This is a genomic window from Geotalea daltonii FRC-32, from assembly GCF_000022265.1.
Lineage (GTDB): Bacteria > Desulfobacterota > Desulfuromonadia > Geobacterales > Geobacteraceae > Geotalea > Geotalea daltonii.
On the sequence record NC_011979.1, the window covers coordinates 3,445,888 to 3,468,803 of the forward strand.

General features: G+C 59.0%; 8 protein-coding genes and 1 tRNA gene. All 9 read left to right on the forward strand.

Going from position 1 to position 22,916, the window contains the following annotated elements; translation table 11 throughout:
• Positions 1-311: 311 nt before the first annotated feature.
• The 9 genes from GEOB_RS15620 (at position 312) to GEOB_RS15660 (ending at position 22,912) form a co-directional block, all read left to right on the forward strand.
• Positions 312-386: transfer RNA gene (locus GEOB_RS15620), tRNA-Val, on the forward strand.
• A 352-nt stretch (positions 387-738) separates the two neighbouring features.
• Positions 739-2,304 (forward strand): methyl-accepting chemotaxis protein, encoded by a 1,566-nt coding sequence (locus GEOB_RS15625; RefSeq protein WP_012648216.1) that lies wholly within the window; start codon positions 739-741, stop codon positions 2,302-2,304.
• Positions 2,305-2,677: 373 nt separating this feature from the next.
• Positions 2,678-4,336 carry a PfaD family polyunsaturated fatty acid/polyketide biosynthesis protein gene (locus GEOB_RS15630; RefSeq protein ID WP_327049799.1) on the forward strand — a complete coding sequence of 553 codons (1,659 nt, stop codon included), beginning with the start codon at positions 2,678-2,680 and terminating at the stop codon, positions 4,334-4,336.
• Complete coding sequence (locus GEOB_RS15635) at positions 4,333-11,154, forward strand: type I polyketide synthase (RefSeq protein ID WP_012648218.1); 6,822 nt, start codon at positions 4,333-4,335, stop codon at positions 11,152-11,154. The genes GEOB_RS15630 and GEOB_RS15635 overlap by 4 nt, the downstream gene beginning before the upstream one ends.
• Positions 11,155-11,156: 2 nt before the next feature.
• Positions 11,157-18,185: a type I polyketide synthase gene (locus GEOB_RS15640; RefSeq protein ID WP_012648219.1), complete on the forward strand. Its 7,029-nt coding sequence runs from the start codon at positions 11,157-11,159 to the stop codon at positions 18,183-18,185.
• A 4-nt stretch (positions 18,186-18,189) separates the two neighbouring features.
• The gene (locus GEOB_RS15645) at positions 18,190-19,233 is read left to right on the forward strand and encodes a 3-oxoacyl-ACP synthase III (RefSeq protein ID WP_041267169.1); all 1,044 of its coding nucleotides are present in this window, start codon (positions 18,190-18,192) and stop codon (positions 19,231-19,233) included.
• 156 nt (positions 19,234-19,389) lie between these two features.
• Positions 19,390-20,286 carry an alpha/beta fold hydrolase gene (locus GEOB_RS15650; RefSeq protein ID WP_012648221.1) on the forward strand — a complete coding sequence of 299 codons (897 nt, stop codon included), beginning with the start codon at positions 19,390-19,392 and terminating at the stop codon, positions 20,284-20,286.
• Complete coding sequence (locus tag GEOB_RS15655; protein WP_012648222.1) at positions 20,283-21,920, forward strand: fatty acid CoA ligase family protein; 1,638 nt, start codon at positions 20,283-20,285, stop codon at positions 21,918-21,920. Before GEOB_RS15650 ends, GEOB_RS15655 begins: the two co-directional genes overlap by 4 nt.
• Complete coding sequence (locus tag GEOB_RS15660; RefSeq protein WP_012648223.1) at positions 21,917-22,912, forward strand: NAD-dependent epimerase/dehydratase family protein; 996 nt, start codon at positions 21,917-21,919, stop codon at positions 22,910-22,912. Before GEOB_RS15655 ends, GEOB_RS15660 begins: the two co-directional genes overlap by 4 nt.
• Positions 22,913-22,916 lie beyond the last annotated feature (4 nt).

A 22,916-nucleotide genomic window follows, 5' to 3' on the forward strand; every position in this document is an offset into this window, starting at 1 on the left:
AGCAAGGTGAAACGCCGCAAAATATACCAATTCCGGGTGTGGGGTGTCAAGTTGATTCAGCCGGAATAACGATATATTAGCCCGATATGATCGCAACATCTTCTGCCTTGTCATTCCTTAAACATGCTGCTGAAAACGTCATGAGGAGTTCGGGATGCAAGGTTCAAGCGAACGAGGAATCGAGACGTACACTGATGTATGTTGAGTTTCCGAGTGAGCGGCTACACGGCAGACTGGCCCCGCAGTAGTTTTTAGCTGTCTGTTAAATCTTGACATGCAATTAACCTTCTGCTATTAAAGTCACACACAAAGGGCGATTAACTCAGCGGGAGAGTGCTACCTTCACACGGTAGAAGTCGTTGGTTCGATCCCAACATCGCCCACCAAGCACATCACAATGGCCAGGTCCACAGACCCGGCCATTTCTGTTTCTCATCGCTGCAACACCTTACACTACACGCCATCAACAAACATAATCCCCTTAAACATCCTGCCACAGGCTCATGAGCTCCTAAGCCACCAGACTACGGACATTGAATTAAAATCTACATGTTTTTTTATTATCGTTAAAGTTACGCCAATGACAGCCCGATAATAAAAATAATTTAGTGCGACCAGCATCGCCTTATTAAACTCCCCCTGCAGATGGAATGGCTGTCATTGTGAACGATAGCCGGGATCTAGAAAACAAGCTTGCCCAATCTCACCTATCATTCAGTATTGCAAAAGGAGAACGTCATGCGTTTATTCAGCAGCATCAAGTCCAAATTAATTGTCTTTTCGGTTTTCGCTTTCCTGGCTGTGGCTTTCAGCGTAATTTTTTCCTACTCCATCGCAGTCAAGGAAGTCAGGACCATCATGGAGGCCGATGTCAATTCAATTGCCGATGCGCTGGGCAAAAGCATCAACTACATTGCAGCCACCAAGCCCGATGCCTATAAGGAAGAAGGATTTAAAAAATTTATTTACAGCATAAAAATCGGCAAGACAGGCTATCCTTTCATGCTGGACGAGCAGGGAACGCTGGTGGTGCATCACAAGGAGGAGGGAAAAAACCTGGCGGGGCAAAAGCATATCGACCATATCCGGAGCCATAAGGAAGGCGGCATCCATGAATATATGGCCAAGACCACCGGACAGCAGAAGATAGTGGCCTTTCGCTATATTGAGCCCTGGAAGCTTTGGGTAGTGCCCGGAGTGAACGAAGCGGATTACTTCGCCCGCATGAAGATTTCCTTCTTTAAATGGAACCTGCTCTTTTCCATCTTGATCATTCTTGTGCTGAGCATCATAAGCATCCGCATTTCACGCCAAATTACCAAGCCATTGAATGAGGCCATCGGCGTGGCCGACAGTCTGGCAAACGGCGACCTTACGGTGGCCATCGAGGTGAAGGACGGCGGGGAAACCGGGCGTCTTTTGACCGCTCTGAAAAACATGGTCCACGAGTTGACGATGATGGTAACGGAAATGAAAACGGCGGCGCTGCAGGTGGCCTCGGCTTCCTCTCAGTTATCGACCACTTCGGAACGCATAGCGAACGGAGCCGAAGAGGTAGCATCCAGGACCGGGACGGTGGCCACCGCCGGCGAGGAGATGGCTGCAACTTCAGGCGAAATTGCCCAAAACTGTGCCATTGCGGCAGACGGCTCCAGGCAGGCAAACGTTTCAGCAGCGGCCGGAGCGGCGATTGTTCAAGAAACTGTAGCCATGATGGACCGTATTGCCGGCAGGGTCAAAGAATCGGCCAAAACCGTGGAGAGCCTTGGGGCAAGGAGCGATCAGATTGGCGAAATAATCGGCACCATAGAAGATATCGCCGACCAGACTAATCTCCTGGCTCTTAACGCAGCCATTGAAGCGGCAAGAGCCGGCGAGCAGGGACGCGGATTCGCAGTTGTTGCCGACGAGGTACGAGCACTTGCAGAACGGACCACCAAGGCAACCACAGAGATTGCCCACATGATCAAGACCATTCAGCAAGAAACCAAGTCGGCTGTCTCCTCAATGGAAGAAGGAGTGGGAGATGTGGAACGGGGAACGGCCGAGGCGGCAAAGTCGGGAGAAGCACTTCAGGGCATCCTCGATCACATCGGCTCCGTTACGATGCAAGTGGGTCAGATTGCAACTGCCGCTGAACAACAGACCTCAACAACAGTGGAGATCAACAGAAACATTCACCAGATCACCGAGGTTGTGCAGGAAACGGCACGGGGAGCGCAGGATTCGGCTGCCGCAGCGAACAACCTGGCTAAGCTGGCGGTTGAATTGAAGGGTGTGGTTGAGCAGTTCAAGGTGACCTAGGAATCTGTCGGATCCTCTAGGAGTCTGTCGGACTTAGGGATCGAAGCGAGAGAATGGAAAATCGAGGACGGATATTTGGAAATTTGAGAGCGAATAGTGGACCTGTTTGTCGAAAATTTACGGAGATCCGGACTGATTTGCCATTTTCGCAGCCGATTCATTCTAAGTCCGACAGACTCCTAGGTCAGATCCATGTTGACCTTGCTTTTTTGATGCTTTTCAGGTAAAAGTCAAAAGTTAAAATTCAGCAGGCATCTTTAATCAAATCAAAGTGAATTCGCTTTAATTTCAGCGAGTTTGCCTGCCAGCCAGCTTCCTTTCCGTTCCTTGTGCGCAGACCAGCATCAGCAAAAATGTAACATGATAGGAGATTGTGTTGAACCAGTTTCAGACCAGGAGTGACGCAACGGGTCATCCCTCGGAACTTGCCTGCCCAGGCTGGTGGTTACCGTCATCACAGTTATCATCACATGGAAACAGCCTGTCGGAGGCGCTTCGACAGGTCACTCGCCCCCTTTACCTGGTGAAGGCCGGGGAAGCCATCTGGGCAAAGACGGATGGCAGCGCCCTCTTCGGCCAGGAAAGACCGGATGGCGGCCTGCCGATCATGGGTCAGGCTTTACCCTGCCTGCCTGAAAAGCTGGGAGATGCACAATTTTGCCGGGACCTTGGCATCCACTACCCCTATATCGGCGGTTCCATGGCCAAGGGTATAAGTTCCGCCGCCATGGCTGAGGAGTTGGGGCGAGCGGGAATGTTCGGCTTTTTCGGCGCCGCCGGCCTCCCCTTTGCCGAGGTAGAGGCCACCGCTGACAGGCTGGGCAAGGTCGATATTCCCTATGGTTTCAACCTGATCCATTCTCCACACGAACCCGACCTGGAGGACGCCCTTTCCCGTCTTTACATCGACAAAGGAATCCGGGTCATCGAGGCTTCCGCCTTCCTCGCCCTGACTCTCCCACTGGTCCGTTATCGGGTCCATGGCATCCATCGTGCCGCCGACGGCACCATCGTCACCCCCAACCGCATTATCGCCAAGGTCTCGCGGGAAGAACTGGCGGCACGATTCTTCTCACCCCCGCCGGAAAAGCACCTGCGGTCATTGATCGCTGCCGGTGAGATCACCGGGGCCCAGGCAGAGCTTGCGGCACAGATTCCCATGGCCCAGGATATCACTGCCGAAGCGGATTCCGGTGGCCATACGGACAATCGTCCCGCCATCGCCCTTTTTCCCACCATCCTTTCCCTGGCTGCCAAACACCAGGCAAACTACAGCGGCATCAGGCTAAGAGTCGGTCTGGGAGGAGGCATTTCTACCCCTGCCGCCGCAGCTGCCGCCTTTGCCATGGGCGCCGCCTATATCGTCACCGGCTCTGTCAATCAGGCCTGCGTGGAATCCGGCACCTGTGAAGAAGTGCGGAAGATGCTGGCCGAGACACGCCAGGCCGATGTGACCATGGCCCCGGCCGCCGATATGTTCGAGATGGGAGTGACGGTACAGGTCCTGAAGCGGGGCACCATGTTTCCCATGCGCGCCGCCAGGCTTTACGAGATTTACCGTGCATACGGCAGCATGGATGAGATACCTGCTGCGGAAAAAGAGAAGCTGGAACAAACCCTGTTCCGCAACAAGCTGGAGAACATCTGGCAGGATACTCGCGCCTATTTCCAGCAGCGCGACCCGAGCCAGGTGGAGCGGGCAGACCGGGACCCCAAGCATCGCATGGCCCTGGTTTTCCGCTGGTATCTGGGACAGGGCGCGCACTGGGCCAGGGACGGAGAACCGACGCGCAAGATGGACTATCAGGTCTGGTGCGGGCCGGCAATGGGCGCCTTCAACGAATGGACTGCCGGTTCGTTCCTGGAGCAGCATTCCCGGCGCACGGTAGTTTCGGCAGCTTTGAATATTCTCTTCGGCGCCGCTGTCCAGACCCGCGCCGCCATGCTCAGCTGCCAGGGAATTCGCCTGACCCCGGAAGAACTGCAGATACAGCCGTTGGAAACAGCAAAGATCAAGGAGTACCTTAGGTGAAAAAGAACGACGTGAAACCGGACGCGACTGCAAGCAGCACACCGCTGGCCATTATCGGCATCGGCTGCCTCTTCCCCCAGGCCAATGATCCTGATGCCTACTGGTCCAATGTTGCCGAAGGTATCGACGCCATCACGGAAATACCCGCCACCCATTGGCAGATCGCCGACTATTTCGACGGTGATCCCAAGTCCCCGGACCGCACCTACGGCCGCAGGGGTGGTTTCATTTCACCGATCCCCTTCAATCCCATGGAATTCAACATTCCCCCCAACATCCTGGAAGCCATCGACACGTCCCAACTGCTCGGCCTGGTGGTGGCCGGCCAGGCGCTTAAAGACGCGGGCTATGGGCCGGGAAGCGATTATGACCGCAACCGCGCCAGCGTCATCCTCGGCGTTACCGGCACGCTTGAGCTGGTCGTGCCCCTGGGAGCGCGGCTGGGCCATCCCGTGTGGCGCAAGGCGCTCAAGGAAGCCGGAGTGGATGAAAATATCGCCGAGGACGTGGTGCAGCGTATCGCCGACTCCTATGTCTCCTGGCAGGAAAATTCGTTCCCCGGTCTGCTCGGCAACGTGGTGGCAGGGCGGATCAGCAAGCACTATGATTTGGGGGGAACCAACTGCGTCGTTGATGCCGCCTGCGCCAGCTCCTTCAGCGCACTGCACCTGGCCGCCATGGAACTGGATTCGGGCAAGGCCGACATGGTGGTAACCGGCGGCATCGATACTTTCAACGACATCTTCATGTACATGTGTTTCAGCAAGACTCCTGCCCTCTCCCCCACCGGCAATGCCAAACCCTTTGACGCCTCGGGAGACGGTACCATTCTCGGCGAAGGCCTGGGCATTGTCGTTATCAAGCGGCTGGCTGATGCAGAGCGGGACGGAGACAGGATTTATGCAGTTGTTCGCGGCATCGGTTCCTCCAGCGACGGCAAGGGGGATGCCATCTATGCACCCAGTGCCGGGGGCCAGAAAAAAGCCCTGGTTGATGCCTATAATCGGGCAGGAGTCACTCCCGACAGCATCGGGCTCATAGAAGCCCACGGAACCGGCACCAAGGTGGGGGATGCCGTTGAGGTAAGCGCTTTGCGCGACGTCTATGGTGAAGCAGATACCCCGTGGTGCGCCCTCGGCTCGGTCAAGTCGCAGATCGGCCATACAAAAGCCTCGGCAGGCGCCGCAGGCCTCATCAAATCGGCCCTGGCCCTGCACCACAAGGTGCTTCCCCCGACCATCAAGGTGGAAAAGCCGCTGAAAGAGGTGACAGCCGAGCGTACTCCGTTCTATCTTACCACCCGGAAGCGACCCTGGCTTCCCCGTGACAACGGGCCCCGCCGGGCCGCCGTCAGTGCTTTCGGCTTTGGCGGTTCCAATTTTCATGTGGTCCTTGAGGAATACAAACCGGCAAAAGAAGCAGCAGACTGGGACGGCAATGTCCAGCTCGTTGCCCTGTCGGCACAGGGCGCCGATAAGCTGCAGGCTGCCCTGGACAACCTGTCTGCTTCTGCTTCGTGGGAAGAAGTGCGGGCTTTTGCCGCAAAAAGCCGTGCCGCCTTTGACAGCAGAGCTCCCTTCCGCATGGCTCTTGTCGTTGAACGGGAAAAAACCAATCTGGGTACTGTTGTCAATAACGCCAAGATGATGCTCGGCAAAAATGCCGCCAGTTCCTGGAGCACCCCCGATGGCGCTTTTTTCGCCCATGGTTCGCCCCCGGGAAAGCTGGGCATGCTCTTTCCGGGCCAGGGAGCCCAATATACCGGTATGCTCAGAGACCTGGCATGCAACTTCCCGCAGATGCTCGACTCTTTAGCTGCTGCCGATGACGGTTTTGCAACCGCCACCGGCGAACGCCTCTCCGACCTCATCTACCCCCCCACTGCCTTTGATGGGGAAGCAAGGGAAAGACAGGAAGTGGCATTGCGGGCCACCGAATCTGCCCAACCGGCCATAGGCGCGGTCAGCACCGGGGCGCTGAATATTCTTAAAACCTTCGGGCTCAACCCTGACGCCGTCGCCGGACATAGCTATGGCGAGTTGACTGCCCTTCACGCTGCAGGACGACTGGATGAAATGACGCTCAACCAGCTGTCTCGCCTGCGCGGCCGCCTCATGGGGGAGACAAAGGGGGAAAAGGGAAGCATGCTGGCCGTATCGGCCCCTCTGGCAACAATCGAACAGCTGCTGGCCGAGGAAAAGATCGACCTGGTCCTGGCCAACCGCAATGCCCCCAGCCAAGGGGTATTGTCGGGCAAGAGCGCCGAGATCGACCGGGCAGCCGATATCATTACCGGCCGCGGCATCCCCTGCAAGAAGATTCCCGTTGCCGCAGCCTTTCATAGCACCCTGGTCGCCGATGCAGCGGCACCCTTTCAGAAAGCGCTGGACAGCGTTATCTTCAATCCCGCCCAACTACCCGTTTATGCCAACACCACAGCCACTGAATATCCCGCTGAAAATACTGCTGCCAAGGCCCTTCTGGCAGGACAGTTGGCCAACTCGGTCGAATTCGTCGCCGAGATTGACGCCATGTATGCCGCCGGGATACGCACCTTTGTCGAAGTAGGTCCGGGAGCCAGACTCACCGGGCTCGTCAAAGCCATTCTCGGCGACAAGGAGCATCTGGCTGTTGCCCTGGATTCTTCAGCCGGCAAGCGCTCGGGCATTGCCGACCTGGGCAGGCTCCTTGCCCAGATGGTCGTGCTGGGGTACCCGGTGCGCCTGTCAATATGGGATGAAGGATATGAGATTCCTGCCGGGAATGGAAAAAAACCGGCCATGACGGTGCCCATCTGCGGTGCCAATTACGTGAAGCCTAAAGCAAAACGGCCGCCGCTGCCAAAGCAGATTCAACCGAACGTTGCCCGGCCTGTCCAGCCAGCGACCCAACCGGCAGCGGCTTTCCATTCCCAAGGACCGGCAGTTTCCCATACGACAACGTCCGTTTCCCCGGATGCCCTGGCCGAATCCATGCGTGTCACCCGCGACAGCCTGTCGCTGCTGCAAAAGATGCAGGAGGATACTGCCCAACTGCACCGGCGTTTTCTTGAGGGACAGGAAGCAGCCAACCGTACTTTTCAGACCCTGCTGGAGCAACAACAGCGCCTTTTCCAGGGAACGATCACCCCCGGATCAATGCCGCTGCCAGCTTCCGTTGCCCCATCAGCCACCGTGCAACAGGTTGCGGTCCAACCGGTTCAGGCTCCTTCGGCGCCTGCCACTGCAGCACCTGCAGTTTCTGCCCCGAATCCGGCGCCCCCTGCGGCCGCCAATCGGACGGCGGAGACCCTTCTTGCCGTGGTCAGCGAGAAAACCGGTTACCCGGTGGAGATGCTGGAAATGGAGATGGGGATGGATGCCGATCTGGGCATTGACTCCATCAAGAGAGTGGAAATTCTCTCCGCTATCCAGGAACGCCTCCCCGGCGCACCGGTTATCGGCCCGGAACATCTGGGTACCCTGCGCACCCTGGGCGATATTGCCGGCTATCTGGGCGCCGGAGCTCCTCTTTCTGCTCCTGCACCGCAGGCAGTCACGGCATCCCTGTCTTCCGCCGGCAACATCCAGGTTGCTGAAACGCTGCTGGCCGTGGTGAGCGAGAAGACCGGCTACCCGGTCGAAATGCTGGAAATGGAAATGGGCATGGATGCCGATCTGGGCATCGATTCCATTAAACGTGTGGAAATTCTCTCGGCTATTCAGGAACGCCTCCCCGGCGCACCGGTCATCGGCCCGGAACATCTTGGTACGCTGCGCACCCTGGGTGATATTGCCGGTTATTTAGGTGCCGGAGCCTCTGTTGCCGCACCAGGTTCCATGGCAACAGCACCTGCAGCTGCCGGCAACGTAGCCGAAACTTTGCTGGCCGTGGTGAGCGAGAAGACCGGCTATCCGGTGGAGATGCTGGAAATGGAAATGGGAATGGATGCCGACCTGGGCATCGATTCCATTAAAAGGGTGGAAATTCTCTCGGCCATTCAGGAACGCCTCCCCGGCACGCCGGTCATCGGGCCTGAACACCTGGGTACCCTGCGCACCCTGGGCGACATAGCCGGTTATCTCGGCGCCGGGTCAACTCCCGTTCAGGCCGCCCTCCCACAGGCGGCCGCTATGCCCATCTCGGCAGGCGCTGGCGATGTTTCGCGGGTTCTGCTGGAGGTGGTCAGCGAGAAGACCGGTTATCCGGTGGAGATGCTGGAAATGGAGATGGGTCTGGATTCGGACCTGGGTATCGACTCCATCAAAAGGGTGGAAATCCTCTCCACCATCCAGGAGCGCCTTCCCGGCGCACCGGTGATAGGTCCCGAGCATCTGGGCACCCTGAAAACCCTGGGTGAGATAGCCCGGCATCTGGGAAGTACTGCTGCAACTGCCGAGCCTGCCCCTGTGCAATCATCACTGCAGGCTGCTGCAGAGCCGGAATCAGGGAAAGAATCCCGAATCTCCCGCAGCACCATCCTCCCGGGCGAGCTTGGCGTCACCAAAGATGCTGAAGAATTACAGATAGGCACGGACAGTGAGTTCTGGGTAACCGACGATGGTTCCCCTTTTACCGCCGAGCTCTGCACCATGCTCTTCCGCCGCGGTTTTACCGTGCGCAGGATCAGCAACCATGAGGAACATGAAATTATCCCGCCGGCAAAACTTGCAGGTCTGGTAATCTCTGCACCCCAAAGCGGAACGGATGGGCAGTTCCTGGAGAAGGCCTTCATTCTCCTGAAAAGCGCCGCACCTGCCCTGCGCAAGGCGGGTGTAGAAGGGGGCGCGCGCTTTGCTACCATTTCCCGGCTTGATGGCGCCTTCGGTTGCGGTACGACCAATGAGCTTGCTGATCCCTTATCCGGCGGACTTGCCGGTTTTACCAAGACCGCAGCGCGGGAGTGGCCTGAGGTAACCTGCAAGGCCATGGATCTCGGCATTTTCCAGAATCCGACGACAATGGCAGAGGCCATTACCTCGGAGTTGTTCCGCGTCGGTCCTCTGGAAGTGGGTCTTGGCCCGGAACAGCGCGTAGGCCTTCAACTTGCCGAACTTCCCGCTGCCGAGACTGCTTCCACGCCATTGCGCGAAGGAGATGTCGTCGTCATCACCGGCGGCGGCAGGGGCGTGACCGCTGAAACTGCCGTAGCTCTCAGTCGGGCCTACCGTCCTTTCCTGGTCCTCCTGGGCAGAAGTCCCGAACCTGTCCAGGAACCGGCATGGTTGAGCCCGTTGACGGAGGAAGCCCAGATCAAGAAGGGGATCATCGAGCAGGCCGGGGGCAAACTCCATCCCAGGGATATCGAGGAGCGCTACCGGGGCGTCCTTGCCGGACGTGAGCTTCGCGCCACCCTTGCCCGCATCGGAGCGGCCGGGGGCAAAGCCGCCTATCACTCGGTTGATATCCGCGATGTCGGCCAGGTGAGAAATCTACTGGCAGGCATCAGGCAGAAACATGGCCAAATCCGCGGTCTCGTTCATGGGGCAGGGGTCCTGGCAGACCGTTTGATCGTCGACAAATCGGTCGACCAGTTTGCCATGGTCTACGGCACAAAGGTCGACGGTCTGCATTCCCTGCTGAATGCCACGGCAGAAGACGAGCTCCGCTTCATCGCCCTCTTCTCCTCCACCACCGGTCGTTTCGGCCGTGTCGGCCAGGTTGATTATGCGGTGGCCAATGAAGTCCTCAACAAGCTGGCCCAGGCTGAAATGCGCAAACGTCCTGGATGCAGGGTAGTCAGCATCAACTGGGGACCGTGGGACGGAGGCATGGTAACTCCTTCCCTGAAAAAGGTTTTCGCCGGCGAAGGGATCGGACTGATCGGTCTTGCTGCCGGTGGCGATTTCCTCGTTCGCGAGATTGCTGCCACAGGCTCGCCAGTCGAGGTCGTCGCCATTGCCGGCGCTGCCGGTGAACTTTCCGCCATCTCACCCAATTCCCGCTCCCAGGTCCTGCCGGAAGCATTTGCCCTGAACCTGACCGTCAATGAATACCCGTTCCTCCGCTCCCACGTCCTGGACGGCAAGGCAGTGCTCCCCATGGCCGTCATCGTTGAATGGCTGGCCCATGGCGCCCTCCATGGCAATCCCGGACTGCATTTCCATGGTTTCAACGACCTGCGCATCTGCAAGGGTGTTGTCTTCGAACAAGGCTCCCCATGCACCCTCAGCTTCCTGGCCGGCAAGGCCCAAAAACGGGATTCCTTCTATCTGGTGCCCGTTGAACTGACCAGTGCCACGGTAGAAGGCAAAAAGATCCTCCACGCCAAAGCAGAAATCATTCTGGCAGGGCGGCTACCCGAAGGGATTCGCTCCATCATCGAAATACCCTCCACTCCTTACGAGCCCAAAAACGGCAAGATTTACGACAAGGAACGCCTTTTCCACGGCCCTGAACTGCATGGCATCGAGCAGGTGATCGGCTGTTCCACCAAAGGGATTGCCGCCATGGCCAAGGGTGCGCCGTCACCGGCAAGCTGGATCAAGCAGCCCCTGCGTAGCGTATGGCTCACCGATCCCCTGGTCATGGACAGCGCCTTCCAGCTCATGATCCTCTGGTCCTTCGAGCGCTTCGGCGCCGGATCTCTTCCATGCTTTGCCGGCCGGTATCGTCAGTACGTGGACAGTTTCCCCATTGAAGGAGTTCAGGTGGTGGTGCGCATCACTGAAGAACGCCAGAAAAGCGCCACTGCCGACATGGAATTCCTCGATCGGCATTCGGGCAAGCTTGTTGCCCGCCTGGAAGGATACGAGTGCGTCATTGACCCCTCACTGAAACAGGCCTTTCAGCGTAACCAGCTCGCCAAAACAGGCGGAGTCCAGTTGGGAGCAGCCTGAGAATGCAGGAAAAACCTTCGGTTGCAATTGTCGGCATCGGCGCCATTTTCCCAGATGCCCCCGACCTTGAGCAGTATTGGGAAAATATCCGCGCCGGGCGCACTTCAGCCAGGGAAGTTCCGGCTGAAAGATGGCACGTTGCCGCCGATGGGGTCTTCGACCCGACCCCGGGAAAAGCTGACCATGTTTACTCACGGCGCGGCTGCTTTATCGAGCAGCTGCCACCCATCTCCAGGCTTGACGGCATTGCCCTCGATCCAGGCCTCGTCGCCGGTCTCGATCCTCTTTTCCAACTCCTGCTCCACGCAGGGAAAAGGGCTTTCGACAACGGCATCACCGCCCCCCTTGACCGCTCCAGGGTGGGAGTCATCATCGGCAACCTGGCCCTTCCCACTGAAACATCCGCAAAACTGACCCGCGCCTGGTTGGGCAAAACTTTCGAGGAAAAGCTTCTCGGTCGATCCAGGAAGCGGGAAGACATCGATCCCATCAACCGCTATGTCGCCGGCCTCCCTGCCGGACTTCTGTCAAACGCACTGGGCCTTGGGGGGGGCAGCTGCACTCTCGACGCTGCCTGCGCAAGTTCCATCTATGCCATAAAGCTGGCCATGGACGAGCTTCTCTCCGGTCGCGCCGATGCCATGCTCACCGGCGGCGTCTCCAGGCCCGACCCCCTTTATACCCAGATGGGCTTTTCCCAGCTCCGCGCCCTGTCAAAACGTGGTATCTGTTCCCCTTTTGACGCTGCCGCCGATGGACTGGTCGTCGGCGAAGGGGCCGGCATCTTCCTTCTGAAAAGAACCGAGGATGCCGTAGCTCATGGTGACCGGATTTACGGAATCATCAAGGGAGTCGGCCTCTCCAACGACGTGGGCGGCAGTCTGCTCGCCCCTCTATCCGAGGGGCAGCTTCGGGCCATGGGCGCTGCCTATGCCCAGAGTGGCTGGAAGCCGCAAGATGTGGATCTGATCGAGTGCCATGCCACCGGTACTGCCGTCGGCGATGCAACGGAATTTGCCAGCCTTAAGCAGCTGTGGAGCGAGACCCCTACTGCCGCATCCTGCGTTATCGGTTCGGTGAAATCCAATATCGGCCATCTGCTGACTGCAGCAGGCGCAGCGGCCCTGACCAAGGTGCTCCTGGCCATGAACGAGGGGATTCTTCCCCCCACTGCAAGTTTTTCCACACCACCGGACGCCATTGATCTTGAGGGAAGCCCATTCCAGGTGCTGGCCAGTGCACGCCCATGGCAACGGCGCGGTGAGGGGATTCCCCGCCGGGCAGCAGTGAGCGCCTTCGGTTTCGGCGGCATCAATGGCCATCTGCTGGTTGAAGAGTGGCTGCCAGACAACCATTCGGGCTCACGGGCGATTGCCGTAAAGGCCCCGACTATGGAAGGGTCGGCTGATATCGCCATCGTCGGCATTGATGCCCGCTTCGGTCCTTGGCAGTCATTGAAAAAGTTCACCGAACGGGTTCTGGGTGGCGATGGCAGCGCTGAACCGACCACACCCCAGCGCTGGTGGGGAGCAGAGAAAAGCCGGTGGTTCAGGGAAGAAGAGCTGGATCTGGCCTCGTTCAAGGGCTTTTATATCGACGAGTTTGCCGTTGCCACCGATCAATTTCGCATTCCGCCGCTGGAAATGGAAGAAATGCTGCCCCAACAGCTCCTTATGCTGCAAACTGCCGCAGCAGCCATGGCCGACGCCGGTCTTGGCCGTGAAGGCAATGACCGGGCGGCGGTCCTCATCGGCATTGCACTGGACCTGAACAGCACCAATTTCAGCTTCCGCTGGTCAATGGCAGAAGAAGCACGAAAGTGGCAGCAGGAGCTGGGAAATGAACTTACTCCCGGCGACCTTGCAGGATGGACAGCCGAGCTGCGGGAGGCTGCCGGACCGTCTCTCACCGCCAACAGGACCATGGGCGCCCTGGGAAATATCGTTGCCAGCCGTATCGCCCGTGAGTTTCGGGTCGGCGGACCGAGCTTCACCGTCTCCAACGAAGAAGGCTCCGGCATCCGTGCCCTGGAAGCAGCGGTCAGGCTGCTGCATGCCCACGAGATCGACCGGGCGCTTGTCGGGGCAGTGGATTTTGCCGGCGACCTGCGCGCCGTCCTCGGCCATCATTCCCGGCGTCCTTTCGCCTCTGACGGCAATGGCAGTTCCTTCGATGAAGGTTCATGCGGCAGCACGGTCGGTGAGGGAGCCACGGCAGTGGTATTGAAGCGGCTGCAAGATGCGGAGCGCGATGGTGACCGCATCTATGCGGTCATCAAGGGCATCGGCACCGCCGGGGGGGGCATCGTCAACCCAGGGAAAAAAGCCTATACCAAAGCCATGGAACGGGCCTATGCCGGTTCCGGTGTGGAGCCTCACAGCATCAGCTACCTGGAAGCCTGCGGCAGCGGCAATCCTCCCGAAGACCGGATGGAAGCAAAGGCCCTGGCTGGTTTCCTTGCCGGCAACCAGCCCCGCCACTGCGCCGTTACATCGGTCAAGGGTGATATCGGCCACTGCGGCGCCGCCTCCGGCCTTGCCTCCTTCGTCCGGGGCTGTCTCGCCCTTTATCATGAAATCATCCCGCCGTGCCGCGGTGTAGAGTCACCTTTGCCGGAGTTGTCGGGCAAGGGATCACTCCACATTCCCCGCAGCCCACGCTACTGGCTGCGCAACCGGGCAGAGGGACCGCGCCGGGCAGGGATCAGTACCTTTGGTATTGATGGCACCTGCAGCCATGTTGTTCTGGAAGGATGGGCATCGGTCCCCCAGCGTTTCCAAAGGGAGCGTCAAGCGCCTTTAGGCTCCCTGGGTGAATTCATCTTTGTGGTGGCCGGGAACAATCAGGCCGAGCTGACCCAGGGACTGGACCAGCTGCGTCAATTAAATGGCGAAAAGAAATTCGATCTGGCCCGGCTGGCACTGGAATGGCAGGCACGAAATGGTTCTGGCAAAACACTTGCCCTAACCATGGTGGCCAGAAATGTGGACGAGCTTGCGGCTCTCATGGAGCAGGCCAAGGCAGTAGTTGCTGGAGGAAATGCCCTGATCCTGGCGCAGCCCATGCTTCGCGACCGGCTTTTTTATTCAGCTTCTCCCATCGGCACTGAGGGTAAGATCGCCTTTGTCTTTCCAGGGTCCGGCAACCACTATGCCGGCATGGGCATGGAACTGTCCGTTGCCTGGCCGGAGGTGTTCCGCCGCCAGGACGGCAGAAACCTTTACCTGTGCAGCCAGTTCCAGCCCGAATACTTCTGGAACGGCGCTCCTGCAGCAGAGGTCAACAACAACCACGAGGCGGTCATCTTCGGCCAGGTGGCAACCGGCGTCGCAGTCAGCGATATCGTCCGCAGCTTCGGCATCGAACCGACCTCGGTCATCAGCTACAGCCTGGGGGAATCGGCAGGACTTTTCGCCTTGGGGGCATGGCACGCACGGGATGAGATGCTGATGCGCATGCGCAAATCAACGCTCTTCACCCGTGACCTGGCTGGCGAATGCCGCGCCGCTGCCCGTACCTGGGGCTTGGGGGAAGGTAAGGAAGTGGAGTGGAGCATCGGCGTTGTCGAGGCAACGGCCAAGGATGTGCGCCGCGCCCTCCGCTCCACCCAGCGGGTCTACCTCCTCATCGTCAACACCCCTGACGAATGCGTCATCGGCGGCGATGCAAAGGCGGTGAAACGTCTGGTAGCCATGCTGGAATGCCGGTTCTACCCCCTGCACGGAGTTACTACCGTTCACTGCGAGGTGGCGAAACAGGTAGCCGAGGCGTATCGGGACTTGCACCTCTTTGAGACCACTCCGCCACCGGGGGTTACATTTTACAGCGGCGCCAAAGGGAAAGCATACTCCGTCACCCGCGCCAGTGCAGCCGATTCCATCCTTGCCCAGGCGGTGGAGGGCATCGATTTCCCTGCAGTCGTCAATGCAGCATATGATGCAGGAGTCAGGTATTTCCTGGAAATGGGACCCGGCAGCTCCTGCAGCAGAATGATTGGCCGCATCCTTGGAGAGCGCCCCCACCTGGCCAGGTCAGCCTGCTTCTCCGGCATCGATGGCACCTCGGCGATTCTTCGCCTCCTGGCCCAGCTCATCGCCGAGCGGATACCGGTCGATCTCTCGCCCCTTTATGCAGAACAAGCAATACCGGTTTCCACAGCAAAAGGTGAGCGTCAATTCCAGATCGTCATGGTCAATAGACCCTTTGAGCCACCCAAGCCCACATTGCGACCGGTTCCAACACCCCCTTCCCCACGCCCCCTTCCACGAGGTGAAGGGGTAGTTGCAGCACCTCCCAAGACAGCAGTAGCACCTGAGACTCCCATTACGGAAAGGGAATCGGCAACTACATCTGCTGTATTTTGTCATCAATCTCCAGCGGCGACAGGGGACCCGCTCATGCAAGCCTTTGCCGCTGCCCGGCAGGCACAATTGCAAGCCCATGATGCGTTTCTCAAGGTGTCGAACAGCTTCAGCCGGACCATGGCCGATACCCTGGCTTATCAGTTCTCCATCCGGAACGAACTGACCGCCGCCGGGATCATCATTGACCACCTCCCCCTTGATTCGCCAAGACCGCTAACTGCTCCTGAACCTGGGCCGAAAGCAGCCTTCGACCGGGAAATGTGCCTGGAGTTCGCCCGTGGCCTGGTCGGTCGCATGCTCGGCCCGGCCTTTGCCGAAGCCGATTCCTTCCCCACCCGGGTCCGTCTCCCCGATGAACCGTTGATGCTGGTGGACCGGATCATGAGCATCGAGGGGGAGGCGAAGTCCATGACCAGCGGCCGTGTGGTAACCGAGCACGATATCCATCCCGGCGCCTGGTACCTGGATGGTGGCCGCATTCCCACCTGTATTGCCGTCGAAGCCGGGCAGGCCGACCTTTTCCTCTCGGGCTACCTGGGAATCGATTTCATCACCAGGGGCTTGGCCGTCTATCGCCTCCTCGATGCGGTGGTCACATTCCATCGAGCACTGCCCGTTCCTGGCGAAACCATCCATTACGATATCAGCATCGAGCGCTTCTTCCGCCAGGGTGATACCTACCTGTTCCGCTTCCGCTTCGATGCCACGGTCAACGGGCAACCGCTTCTCACCATGCGTGACGGCTGCGCCGGCTTCTTTACCGCTGGCGAGCTGGCAGCAGGCAAGGGAATTGTCAAGGGAGCCCTCGATTTGCGCCAGATCGCCGGTAAACGACCAGCCGATTGGATGGAACTGGTGCCGATGGTCAAAGAATCTTACACCGCCTCCCAGCTGGAGAGCTTGAGGAGAGGCGATCTGGCCGGCAGTTTCGGCCCCCTCTTCGCCCACATCGAATTGGCCGCCCCCCTGACCATTCCCGGTGGAAGGATGCAGCTGGTGCACCGGGTACTGGAGCTCGATCCCACCGGCGGCCGTTACGGCCTGGGGATGATCCGCGCCGAAGCCGACATCCATCCCGATGACTGGTTCATCACCTGCCACTTCGTCGACGACCGGGTCATGCCCGGCACCCTCATGTATGAGTGCTGCCTCCATACCCTGCGTATTTACCTGCTGCGTATGGGTTGGATTGCGGAAGCTGCCGAAGCGGCCTGGGAGCCGGTGCCAGGAGTAGCGAGCCGGCTCTGCTGCCGCGGCCAGGTCCTGGAAAGCACCAGGGTCGCCGCCTATGAAATCACCATCCGGGAACTGGGCTATCGCCCTGAACCCTATGCCATTGTGGATGCGCTGATGTATGCGGATGGCAAAGCTATTGTCGAGATTACCAGCATGTCGGTAAGGTTGAGCGGGACCAATAAAGAGAAGCTGGTAGAGTTGTGGCAGGGTCGGAAGTCTGCGGCTACCTCCCTCTCCCCAACCCTCTCCCACCAGGGGAGAGGGAGCTCTCTTGTTCCCCCTCCCTTTAGGTACCCACGAGGCATAAAGGAGAGGGGTCAGGAGGAGGGCGAGGCTCCTGCAGGCGCACACAAACCCGCCATCTACACCAAGGAACAGATCCTCGCCTACAGTAACGGCAAACCGTCGGAAGGCTTCGGCGACCGCTACCGCATCTTCGACAACGACCGCAAGATCGCCCGACTCCCCGGCCCTCCTTTCCAGTTCATGGACCGGGTCACCGGATTGCGCGGCGAACCGTGGCAGATGGTCGCCGGCGCCATGGCCGAAGCCCAATACGAGATTCCCGTCGATGAATGGTACTTCAAAGCGGAGCGTCAACCGCTCATGCCCTTCTGCGTGCTATTGGAGGCGGCTCTGCAGCCTTGCGGCTGGCTGGCAGCCTATGTGGGCTCGGCACTCAACAGCCCTACGGATATTTCTTTCCGCAATCTGGGGGGCAATGCGGTTCAGCATCGCCCGGTGACACCTGACAGCGGCACCCTTACCGCGACCGCCACCATGACCAAAGTCGCCACCAGCGGCGGCATGATCATCCAGGAGTTCGACTTCAGTGTCGCCGACGGAAAAGGGATTATCTACGAAGGTGATACCATGTTTGGCTTCTTCTCCCGTGAAGCGCTGGCCAACCAGGTGGGGGTCCGCGATGCTGTCATCTACCAGCCGACCGCCGAAGAGGAACAACGGGGGCGCAGCCTGTCCTACCCCCAAAACGCCCCTTTCCCGGAAACAATGCTGCGCATGATCGACCGCATCGATCTCTTCGTCCCGGACGGAGGTCCGAAAGGGCTCGGCTATGTGAGAGGCATAAAAGAGGTGGACCCTGACGAGTGGTTCTTCAAGGCCCATTTTTACCAGGATCCTGTCACACCGGGCTCTCTGGGCCTGGAGTCGTTCCTCCAGCTCTTGAAGTTTGCTGCAGTTGAGCGCTGGGGCTGCAATGCAGGGGAAACCGTTGCCGTCATTGCACTTGGGCAAAGACATAGGTGGCTCTACCGGGGGCAGGTGGTTCCCGCAAACAGCAGGGTTACGGTCCACGCATGGATCACTGCAGCGAACGACGAAGAACGGAACCTGACTGCCGATGGTTTTCTCTCCGTAGATGGAAAAACCATTTATCAAATGAACAATTTCACTGTAAAGCATGGGTAAAAACATGAAGTACTCAAAAGTACATATCGAGGCTTTGGGCTATGAACTTGCACCGATGGTCATAACATCGTCCGAGCTTGAATCGCGTCTGGAGCCACTTTATAAGTCCCTTTTCCTGGCCCCCGGCCAGCTGCAGGCCCTGACCGGCATCCGCGAACGTCGTTGGTGGGAGCCCGGCTATCCATTGTCACAGGGAGCCATTGCTGCCGGGAGAAAGGCTCTGGACGCCAGCGGCATCGCACCGGCGGAAATTGGCGCCCTCATCTACACCGGCGTCTGCCGCGAACAGTTCGAGCCTGCTACCGCCTGCCGCGTTGCAGCTGGTCTAGGCATCCAGGGCAATGCCGCTGTCTTCGACCTTTCCAACGCCTGTCTCGGAGTGTTGAACGGCATTCTGGATGTGGCGAACCGCATCGAGCTGGGACAGATCAGGGCCGGGTTGGTTGTTTCCTGCGAAAGCGCCAGGGAAATAACCGAAATCATGATCGGACGGATGCTGGAAGAGAGGAACATGGAGCATTTCGCCGTTTCCCTCGCCACCCTGACCGGAGGATCGGGAGCGGTTGCCGTGTTGCTTACCGACGGCTCCTTTTCCGGCACCGGTCGGCGCCGCCTGGTGGGTGGAGCAACCCAGGCCGCTCCCGAACATCACCGCCTCTGCCTGTGGGGCATGGTGCCCGATGGCAAGGATGGCTACAAACAGACTATGAGCACCGACGGCGTTAACGTCATGAATTACGGCGTTGAGCTGGGCCTGCGCACCTGGCAGGCATTCCTGAAGGAAGTTGCCTGGAAAAGCGAGGACGTCGACCGGGTGGTCTGCCACCAGGTAGGTTCCGCCCACCAGAGCGCCATTTTGAAGACCCTCGGCATCGCCAGCGACAAGGATTTCACCACCTTCGAATACCTGGGCAACATGGGCACCGTCTCTCTGCCCCTGACCGCGGCCATTGCCGACGAGCGGGAGATGCTGGAGCCGGGAGAAAAGGTGGCCCTGCTTGGCATCGGCAGCGGGCTCAATTGTCTGATGCTTGGGGTTGAGTGGTAGACCAAACCCACCCCATAGTCCTTCTCCCCCCGGGAGAAGGTGGCCGGAGGCCGGATGAGGGGTAGCCGTTACCACCGACCTTTACCATCGCCCCCTCACCCCAACCCTCTCCCTAAGGAGAGGGGGCAACTACAAGACTTATAAGGTAAACACAGCATGGCCATGGACATAACAAAACACTACCCCTTTACCAGCAACTACCTGGACCTGAATGGCCTGGCCTACCACTACCTTGACGAAGGGAGCGGCGACCCGGTGGTCATGGTCCACGGCAATCCCTCCTGGTCCTTTTACTACCGCAACCTGGTCCTTGCCCTCAGGGACCGCTACCGGTGCATTGTCCCCGACCATATGGGCTGTGGCTTTTCGGACAAGCCGGGCGATGACCGCTACGAATATACCCTTCCACGGAGGGTTGACGACCTGGAGCGACTCATAGACCATCTTAAAGTGAATAAGAATATCACTCTGGTGGTCCACGACTGGGGCGGGATGATCGGCATGGCCTATGCCGTGCGCCATCCGGAGCGGATCAAAAGGCTGGTAATCCTAAACACAGCAGCTTTCCATCTGCCCAAGGAAAAGCCATTTCCCCTGGCCCTGAAAATCTGTCGAGACACAATGCTTGGGACCCTGCTGGTCCGCGGTTTCAACGCCTTCAGCCTGGCCGCATCATTTGTCGGCTGCAAACGGAACCCCATGAATGCCGAGCTGCGGAAAGCCTATCAGGCCCCCTACGACAGCTGGCAGAACCGCATCGCCACCCTGCGCTTCGTTCAGGACATCCCCCTCGCCCCCGGTGACCGCAATTATGACATGGTCAGCAGCGTGGAATCCGGTCTGGAGCAGTTCCGCAACCTGCCCATGTCCATCTTCTGGGGAGAGCTTGACTTCGTCTTCGACCGCGCCTTTCTTGCCCAATGGAAGCGACGTTTTCCAGCTGCGGAAGTGCACAGTTACGGTGACGCGGGCCACTATATCCTCGAGGATATGGGAAACGAGATCATTCCTCTCATTTCAGACTTCCTCAGCCGAACCGAGATAAAACCATGAGCAGAGCCGACTTCGTCAATATCGCCGCACACCTCCCCGAAATGGCCAACAGCCAGCCCGACACCCCAGCCATCATTTTCCCCAACAAGAATTGCAGCCTGACCTTCAGCGAGTTGGATCGTCTGAGCGATCGCATCGCCTATGGCCTGGAAACCTACGGCATCGGCCGCGGCGTTCGAACCATCCTGATGGTTACTCCCGGTCCCGACCTGTTTACCCTGACCTTTGCCCTGTTCAAGGTGGGGGCGGTACCGGTGCTGGTCGACCCGGGGCTGGGAGTGAAGAACCTGAAAAAGTGCCTGGCCGATGCCGAACCCCAGGCCTTCATCGGCATTCCCAAGGCCCATATGGCACGGAAAATCTTCGGCTGGGGAGAAGACACCCTGCGCACCTTCGTAACCGTCGGCCGGCGCCTGTTCTGGGAAGGAATTACCCTGGCGGAACTTGTCGCCGGCCAGGGGGAACGAGCTTTTCCCATGGCCCCGACCGACCGGGACGATATCGCCGCCATTCTCTTCACCAGCGGCAGTACTGGTTCCCCCAAGGGAGCAGTCTACACCCACGGCAACTTCGCCGCCCAAGTGGAGGCCCTGCGCCAGGTCTACGGCATCGAGCCGGGAGAAATCGATCTGCCCACCTTCCCCCTGTTCGCCCTTTTTGCTCCTGCCCTGGGGATGACCGCCGTTATCCCGGAAATGAACTTTACCCGACCCGGTTCGGTAAATCCGCGGAAGATCATCTCTGCCATAGAGAAATATCATGTTACGACCATGTTCGGGTCCCCCGCCCTCATTAACCGGGTCGGCCGCCATGGGGTGAAGAAGGGGAAGAGACTCCCCTCTCTGAAACGGGTCATCTCAGCCGGTGCCCCTGTGCCAGCGGCAGTAATGGAACGCTTTGCCGCCATGCTCAGGCCGGACGCCCAGATTTTCACCCCTTACGGAGCAACGGAAGCCCTGCCGGTCTGCTCCATCGGCAGCGATGAAATCCTCGGCGAAACCCGGGCCATCACCGAGGCCGGTGGCGGAGTCTGCATCGGCAGTCCGGTGAAAGGCATAAGGCTGGAAGTGATCGAGATCAGCGACACTCCCATTGATCAATGGGATGATGCCTTGCGCGCCCCCATCGGCAAGATCGGCGAGATTGTCGTTCAGGGAGAACAGGTAACGCGCCGCTACCATAACCGTCCGGAAGCAGACCTGCTTTCCAAGATAAAGGACCCGGCCACCGGCGGCTTTTTCCATCGCATGGGCGACCTGGGGGGGAGAGACGAACAGGGGCGGATCTGGTTCTGTGGCCGCAAATCCCATCGGGTAGTAACCCCTGAGGAAACCCTCTTCACCATTCCCTGCGAGGCGGTCTTCAACACCCATCCCTCCGTCTTCCGCACAGCCCTGGTGGGAGTCGGAGAAAAGGGCAAACAGCTGCCGGTTCTCTGCGTGGAGCTGGAAAAGGGTATCAGGGCCAACAAGAAGAAGGTGCGACAGGAGCTGATGAACCTGGCCAAGGCCCACATCCATACCCAGGGAATCAGCACCATCCTCTTTCACCCGGCTTTTCCGGTGGATATCCGCCATAATGCAAAGATATTCAGGGAAAAGCTTGCCGTCTGGGCAGCACGGAGCCTTAAATGAAAGCTCTTGTTACCGGCGGTGGCGGGTTTCTCGGCAGCGCCATTGTCCGGCTGCTTATGACCAGGGGCGATGAGGTACGCAGCTTCTCCCGCAGTGAATACCCGGAGCTTGCACAACTGGGGGTGGAACAGGTGCAGGGGGATCTGGCCGATCAGGACTGCTTGATGGAAGCGGCCTCAGGATGCGACATCATCTTCCATGTGGCGGCCCAGGCCGGCATCTGGGGAGATTACGCCGGCTATCACCGAGCCAACGTTACCGGCACGGAAAACATTATCGCCGCCTGCCGTGAGAACGGCATCAAGCACCTCGTCTACACCGGCTCTCCCAGCGTGATCTTTGACGGACGGGATGTGGAGGGGGGCGACGAGTCCCTCCCCTACCCGGTACATTTCGAAGCGAATTATCCGAAGACCAAGGCCCTTGCAGAGCAAATGGTCCTGGCGGCCAACGGCCCGGAGCTGGCTACCGTTTCTCTCCGGCCGCACCTGATCTGGGGGCCCGGGGACAATCACCTGGTGCCGCGGATCATCGCCCGCGCCAAAGCAGGCAAGCTGCGCCGCATCGGCAACCGCCACTGTCTGGTGGACACGGTCTACGTGGACAACGCCGCCCAGGCCCATCTGCTCGCCGCCGACCGCCTCACCCATGACAGCCCCATAGGGGGCAAGTCCTACTTCATTTCCAACGGCCAGCCGATCCCCCTCTGGGAGATGGTCAATGCCATCCTTGACGCCGCAGGACTGCCGCCGGTGACGCGAACCATCCCGCCACAGGCCGCCTATGCCATAGGAGCGCTCTGCGAGCAACTATGGAAATTCCTCCCCATGAAAGGCGAGCCCCCCATGACCCGCTTTGTCGCCAAAGAGCTTTCCACCGCCCACTGGTTCGACATTTCCGCCGCCCGTCGTGATCTGGGTTATCAGCCGGAAATAAGTATTGCCGAAGGGCTGAAACGCCTGAAAACCTGGCTCTCCGAAAGGGAGGCGTAAGATC

Excerpts from the sequence above, each read along its gene's own strand:
- GEOB_RS15650 (WP_012648221.1), top strand. The coding sequence starts at position 19,390 with ATGGCCATGGACATAACAAAACACTACCCCTTTACCAGCAACTACCTG.
- GEOB_RS15640 (WP_012648219.1), top strand. The coding sequence starts at position 11,157 with ATGCAGGAAAAACCTTCGGTTGCAATTGTCGGCATCGGCGCCATTTTC.
- GEOB_RS15625 (WP_012648216.1), top strand. The coding sequence starts at position 739 with ATGCGTTTATTCAGCAGCATCAAGTCCAAATTAATTGTCTTTTCGGTT.
- GEOB_RS15660 (WP_012648223.1), top strand. The coding sequence starts at position 21,917 with ATGAAAGCTCTTGTTACCGGCGGTGGCGGGTTTCTCGGCAGCGCCATT.
- GEOB_RS15645 (WP_041267169.1), top strand. The coding sequence starts at position 18,190 with ATGAAGTACTCAAAAGTACATATCGAGGCTTTGGGCTATGAACTTGCA.
- GEOB_RS15655 (WP_012648222.1), top strand. The coding sequence starts at position 20,283 with ATGAGCAGAGCCGACTTCGTCAATATCGCCGCACACCTCCCCGAAATG.